The organism is Crossiella sp. NPDC003009, from assembly GCF_053591555.1.
Genome location: NZ_JBSFUA010000054.1, coordinates 44,665 through 50,899 on the forward strand (window position 1 = coordinate 44,665; position 6,235 = coordinate 50,899).

6 protein-coding genes are annotated in these 6,235 nt (G+C 71.7%); 2 read left to right on the forward strand and 4 right to left on the reverse strand.

Going from position 1 to position 6,235, the window contains the following annotated elements:
• Nucleotides 1-17: 17 nt before the first annotated feature.
• Nucleotides 18-392, forward strand: a complete 375-nt coding sequence (locus tag ACWDY5_RS35745; protein WP_449726550.1) for a hypothetical protein — start codon at nucleotides 18-20, stop codon at nucleotides 390-392.
• Here the strand turns inward: ACWDY5_RS35745 and ACWDY5_RS35750 are convergent.
• Nucleotides 373-1,668, reverse strand: coding sequence for a cytochrome P450 (locus tag ACWDY5_RS35750; protein WP_449726556.1), 1,296 nt, complete (start codon nucleotides 1,666-1,668; stop codon nucleotides 373-375). The genes ACWDY5_RS35745 and ACWDY5_RS35750 overlap by 20 nt on opposite strands.
• Nucleotides 1,669-1,733: 65 nt before the next feature.
• Here ACWDY5_RS35750 and ACWDY5_RS35755 point away from each other — a divergent pair, with 65 nt between their 5' ends.
• Nucleotides 1,734-2,528, forward strand: coding sequence for an alpha/beta fold hydrolase (locus tag ACWDY5_RS35755; protein ID WP_449726551.1), 795 nt, complete (start codon nucleotides 1,734-1,736; stop codon nucleotides 2,526-2,528).
• On the opposite strand, the gene ACWDY5_RS35760 is transcribed toward ACWDY5_RS35755, so the two are convergent.
• The 3 genes from ACWDY5_RS35760 to ACWDY5_RS35770 all read right to left on the reverse strand — a co-directional run.
• Complete coding sequence (locus tag ACWDY5_RS35760; protein WP_449726552.1) at nucleotides 2,493-4,436, reverse strand: DUF5107 domain-containing protein; 1,944 nt, start codon at nucleotides 4,434-4,436, stop codon at nucleotides 2,493-2,495. The genes ACWDY5_RS35755 and ACWDY5_RS35760 overlap by 36 nt on opposite strands.
• Nucleotides 4,433-5,299, reverse strand: a complete 867-nt coding sequence (locus ACWDY5_RS35765; protein ID WP_449726553.1) for a carbohydrate ABC transporter permease — start codon at nucleotides 5,297-5,299, stop codon at nucleotides 4,433-4,435. The genes ACWDY5_RS35760 and ACWDY5_RS35765 overlap by 4 nt, the downstream gene beginning before the upstream one ends.
• 16 nt (nucleotides 5,300-5,315) lie before the next feature.
• The coding region (locus ACWDY5_RS35770) for a carbohydrate ABC transporter permease (protein ID WP_449726554.1) at nucleotides 5,316-6,235 on the reverse strand (920 nt) is incomplete at its 5' end.

Below are 6,235 nucleotides of genomic sequence, written 5' to 3' on the forward strand. Positions count from 1 at the left end.
GCCGCATGGTGGATGTCGTGGGGAAACGAACTCGGGACATCCTGCTGCTGACCTGCTGCCTTGCCGCCATCGGCGTGGCTGGCTACTTCATCCGCGGCATCATGACCGACCTGAGCGGCGCGCCGGTCCGCCAGGGTGAGGCCACGGCGGAGCGCACCGGCAAGAGCACCGACGGCAAGGTGGAGATCCGGCTCACCCAGACGCTGCGGGTCGGTGAGGGCCAGCACGCCCAGGTGGTGCCGGACGGCACGGTGCTCCAGGTGGAGGCCAAGCTGCTGCCGGCAGCCGAGGGCGCGCTGCGCTGCAAGCTCGGCGTGCAGGCCGGCAAGGACACGCCCAGGGTCATCGTGAACAGCTGCGCGGCCGGCACGGTCAGCCAGCGGATCGACTAGGCCAGCGGATCGGCAGCCGCTTCACCCCGTTCTGGAAGTTCGAGCGCAGCCGCACCGGGTCGGCCGCGAGCTCGACCTCGCCCAGCTGGTCGAAGACCGCGGTGAACATCGCCCGCAGCTGCACCCGCGCCAGGTGCGCGCCGAGGCAGAAGTGCGGCCCGTGCCCAAAACTCAGCTGGTCGTTCGGCTGCCGGGCCGGGTCGAACCGGTCCGGATCGGCGAAGACCCGCTCGTCCCGGTTGGCCGAGCTGAACCACACCACCACCTTCTCCCCCGCCGCGATGTCCACCCCACCCAGCCGGGTGTCCACTGTGGCCGTTCGGCGGAAGTGCATCACCGGCGTCCACCAGCGCAGCATCTCCTCCACCAGCCCCGGCAGCAGCGAGCGGTCGGCCAGCACCCGGCGGTAGGCGTCCACATTGGACATCAGCGCGATCAGGCCGCCGGGGATGCCGTTGCGCAGGGTCTCGTTGCCCGCCACCGAGAACAGCCAGAACAGGTTCTCGAACTCCTCGATGCGCACGGCGTCGCCGTGTCGCATCAGGTTGCTCATCACGTCCTCGCCCGGGTTGCGCCGCTTGTGCTCGCCGAGGGCCCGCGCGTAGGCGTACAGGTCCGGCATCCCGGCGCGGGTGCGCGGGTCCGGCACCCGGCCGTGCTCATCCGGCACCGGGCGCAGCGCCAGGGCTTCCTGGGCCATCGGGCTGGAGCCGCTGCCGTCGACCCGGGCGCTGACCGCGTACTCGGGGTCCTGGTAGCCGATCGCGCGGTTGCTCCAGTCGAACATCAGCCAGCGGTCCTCGCGCGGCACGCCGAAGACCTCGGCCAGGGTGAGCAGCGGCAGGTCGGCGGCCACCTCCTTGGCGAAGTCGCACTCCCCCCGCCCGGCCACCGCCGCGACCAGCTCCCGCGCCCAGCCCTGGATGCGGTGCTCCAGCCGGGCGATGGTCCTCGGCGTGAACGCCTTGGCCAGCAGGGTGCGCAGCCGGGCGTGCTCCGGCGGGTCCAGGTTGAGCATCATCCGCCGCACGTAGGCCAGGTCCGCGGGCGTGGCCGGGTCCCGGATCTGGGTGGCGCCCAGCTGGGAGGAGAACACCCTGGGATCGCGCAGCACCTGTTTGACCTCGGCGTGCCGCAGCACCGCCCAGAACCCCGGCCCGGCGGGCCAGCGGTCCACCGCGGGCTCGGGCACCCACACCACCGCCGACCGTGCCCGTAACTCGGCCAGCTCGGCGTGCGGCACCCCGGTCAGGTAGGTGTCCGGGTTGAAGATCACCTCGGTCGCATCGGCCACGGATGGATTCTTACCCGCGCGGGACGTTTTCCGGCAGGATCTCGGTCATGGGAGACATGCACGACGGCGGCCCGCTGCTGGTCCTGCTGCACGGCCTGGGCGCGACCGGCGCGGTATGGGACGGTCTGGACGAGCTGCTGCCCGAGCACTGGCCAGGTGACTGGATGGCCCCTGACCTGCCAGGACACGGGGCCGCCGAGCACCTGCCCCGCTACTCCTTCGGCGGCATGGCCGCCGCGGTCGCCGAGCGGCTGCCCGTCGACCGGTCGGTGGTCCTGCTCGGCCACTCCCTGGGCGGGGTGCTCGCGCTGACCCTGGCCTCCGGCTGGTTCGGCGTGCCGGTGGCCGCCGCGATCGGACTGGGCGTCAAGGTGCGCTGGAAGCCGGAGGAGCTGGCCAAGGCGGCCGCGCTGGCCGCGAAACCGGCCAAGGAGTTCGACACCCGCGCCGAGGCCGCGGACCGGCACCTGAAGGTCTCCGGCCTGCTCGGCCTGGTCGCCGAGGACTCCCGCGCGGTGGACACCGGTCTGGTGGCCACCAACGGCGGTGGCCTGGTCGCCACGGACTACGTGCACGTCGACGGCGGCTGGCGGCTGGCCTTCGACCAGCGGGCCTTCGCCGTCGGCGCGCCGGACCTGCCCGGTCTGCTGGCCACCGCGAAGTGCCGCACGATCCTGGCCGCGGGCGAGCATGACGCGATGAGCCCGGCCGAGCACCTCAGGGCGCTGGTCGATGATCCGGTGATCCTGCCGGGCCGGGGCCACAACGCGCACGTGGAAGCCCCGGCCGACCTGCTGCCGCTGTTGTCAGACGTGCATGCGGAAGTCGTAGCGCGCGGGTAGCGGGGTCTCCGGACAGGCCTGGGCCCACAGGTGGTCCAGGCTGATCTCGCCCTCGCGCAGGTCCGGCACCTCGATGCCCGCCCGCAGCAGTTCGGCCGCCCGGTCCCGCTCACCGGCCGCGAGGTGCGCCTGCACCCGCAGCAGCTGCACCCGGCCGTGCCCGGCGACTTCCGGTGCCAGCGCGTCCAGCACCGTCAGCGCCGCAGCGGGGTCATCGGCCTTGAGCAGCGCGGACACCGTCTCCACCGCCAGCTGCCACACCAGCGGCGCCCCGCCGAGGGCCTGCCGGAGCAGGTCCGCGGCGGTGGTCAGCTCGCCCTGCTCGGCCGCGACCAGAGCCAGCGCCCGCGCCGCCCAGGGCGAGGGGCTGAGGTCCAGGGAGCGGCGGTAGTGGTCGGCCGCCTCGTCCAGCGCGCCCGCGCCGTGTGCCAGCACGCCGCGGTGGTAGGCGGTGGCCCAGTGCTCCGGCGCGGCGGCCAGCCTTGCCGCCCAGCCCGGTCCGTCCACATAGGACAGAGGCGGGCTGGCGGGGTCGGGTTCGGGCAGCTCGCCGGTGCGCAGCAACGCCAGCCACGGGGCCTGGTCCGGGCCGAGGGTGTCCTCGGCGAAGGGCGTGGCCTCCGGCGGCAGCGGGTTCTCCCCCGCCGCGGCCCTGCGGTGCCGTTCCAGCGCGCCCCAGCCACTTCCGGTGTGCAGCACGGCCACCGGTGGGAGTTTCGCGGTCACCTCGGTGTACTCGTGCAGCGCGGCGCGCAGGCAGTCCGCCGGGCCGGTCCCGGCCAGCGCGCGCTCGACCTCGGCCACCGCGCCGGTCCAGTCACCGTGCACCAGCGCCGGGTCCGTCCGCAGTGGACCGTAGGTCTCCACCCAGGTCCAGTCCGCGCCGGCGGGCATCGGCAGGTGCTCGTACTGGGTGCGGGACAGCCCGGCCTGGATCTCGCAGTAGGGCTCGGTGTCCTGACCGCCGAGCCACTCCTGCCAGTGCCGCCCGCCGACCGAACCGCCCCAGCAGAACAGCTTCCGGCCGCGCAGCCGCCCGGTGGAGGCCTGCGCCAGGCCGTAGCCCTGCTCGTCCAGCGCGGCGATCCACGGTCGGCCGTCCGCATCATCCGGCAGGTCGTGGAAGAAGTCGGCGGCGTCCGGGATCCCGGCCGGGTAGGTGGTCTCCAGCCCGTCGTGCACCGGAACGTCCACTCTGGACAGTTTGCCGCTGTAGTGCGTGCGGAAGGCGCTGGTGGACGGGGCGAGCACCCTGGTGCGCGGGGTCTCGGTGACCGCGGTGTTGGACCACCAGTACATCGGCACCTCGTGCGGCCGCGGGTTGTGCACCCGCACCCCGACGTGCAGCACCGGCGAGCCCTCGGCCAGCCAGGCGTCGACCTGGAACACCAGCCCGCGCAGCCGCTCGAACTCCCACATCCGCAGCGCCGGCACCCCGCCGGGGCCGCGCACCCTGGCCGCGTGCAGCGGCGCGCAGGTGAACGGGCTGTGCCCCCTGGTGCCGATGTTCCACTCCACCCCGCCGGCGAACCAGGCGTTGCGCAACGCCAGGTTCGCCGGTTGCAGCAGCCTGGGCACGTGCAGCAGCTCGCGGTCCTCGGTCAGGTCCACCAGCGACCACAGCCTGCCGCCCAGCGCGGGCACAAAGCTCGCGCGCAGCAGCCCGTTGTCCAGCACGACCGTGTCCACAGTGGACTCTTGCGGGGCCCGCCGGTAGGAGTCCTGGGTCAGGTAGGGCAGCATGCCGCGCACGTGCCCGTAGGCCGCGGCCGCCGCCAGGTCGGCAGGCACCTCGGAGAGGTCCACCGCGCCGGCTCCGTCGGGCAGTCCGGCCAAGGGCGGCAACGGGTTCTCCGGCCCGACCGCCGACACCGGCAGCCGCAGTTTGCCCGCCTCGATGCTCGTCACTTGACCGCCCCCACGGTGAGGCCCTCGATGATCCGCCTGCCCAGCCACACGTAGATCGCCACCATCGGCAGCACCAGGATGCTGACCCCGGCGAACAGCGTGCCGTAGTCCAGGCCCGCGTACTGCTGGGTCTGCAGGAAGCCCAGCAGCGACAGCGACAACGTGTTCTTGTCCGTGTTCTGGATGAACACCAGCGCGATGAACGTCTCGTTCCACAGCCCGATCACGTTGAGCATCAACGCGGTCAGCAACCCGTTGCGCGCCAGCGGCAGCACGATCTGCACGAACGTGCGCACCGACCCGGCGCCGTCGATGGCCGCGGCCTCCTCGATCTCATCCGGCAGCGAGCCGAAGAAGCCGGTCAGCAGGAACACGGTGAACGGCACCGACAGCGCCACGTACAGCACGAACAGCCCGAACAGGTTGTTGATCAGGCCCAGTTCCTGCATCAGCACGTACAGCGGGATCACGATCACCTGCACCGGGATCCCGATGCCCATGGCGAAGAACACCGCGGTCGCGCCGGAGAGCCGGGTGCGGGTCTTGGACAGCACGTAGGAGGCGGGCGCGCACACCAGCACCACCACGATGGAGGCGGCGGCCACCACCACGACGGTGTTGATCGCGGCCTGCCCGAAGTTGCTGTCCACCCAGGCACGCACGAAGTTGCCGAACTCGCCGAAGCTGTCCAGCCCCCACGGCTGCCGGAAGATCGCGGTGTGCTCGCGCAGCGCGGCGATCAGCATCCAGCCCAGCACGCCGATGTTGAAGGCCACCAGCAGCCAGACCAGCCCGAGCCCGGCCGCGCGCAGCGGCTGCCGCTCCCGGCGGGCCTTCGGCGCGGCCTCCGTGGTCGCAGTCATGAGAAGACCTTCCCGCTCAGAACTGGACGGCCTCGCGCCGCATCAACCGGCGCAGCAGCACGACCAGCACGATGATCACCGCCAGCGTGGCCACCGCCGCGGCGGAGGCGTAGCCGAACTGGTATTGCGGCACCCGGTTGCCGAAGGTGTTGCCGTAGACGAACAAGGCGCTGTTCCAGATGCCAGGGGTGGGCATGTCGTTGGTGGTGCCGCCGAAGGCGTAGATGAACTCGAAGATCTTCAACGAGGAGATCGTCCAGATCACCGCCGCGGTGGCCACCACGTCCCAGGACAGCGGCAGTGTCACGTAGCGGAACCGCTGCCAGGCGTTGGCCCCGGCCAGCGAGCAGTCCTCGTACAGCTCGGGCGGGATCCGGTCCACCCCAGCCATGATCACCGTGGTGTAGAAGCCGGTGTTGATCCACACCAGGCCGATCGCCACGATCAGGAACAGGTGGTCGGCGATCCAGTTCGGCCCGGTGCCGCCGGCGATCGCCTGCCAGGCCTTGTTCACCAGGCCGTCGCTGGAGAACAGGAAGCCCCACAGGATGGACAGCACCAGCGGCGCCACGATGTAGGGGAAGAACAGCACCGCGCGCACGATCTTCTTGCCGCGCATCTCGCGCAGCACCATGGTGAGGGCGAAGCTGACCGCGAAGGTGGCCAGCCCGACCCCGAGCAGGATGATCATGGTGTTGGCGAAGGAGGTCAGGAAGATCGAGTCGTCCAGCAGCAGCAGGTAGTTCTGCACGCCGCGGGGCTCCATCTCGCCGATGCCGTTCCAGCGGTGGAAGGAGATCCACACCGAGGCGGCGGTCGGGCCGATGAAGAAGACCAGGTACAGCAGCAGCGCGGGCAGCAGGAACGGCCAGAAGATCTGGCGGCGACGGCGGGCCAGCGGTCCGGACGCGGCCGCGCCGGCGCTGACCGATCGGA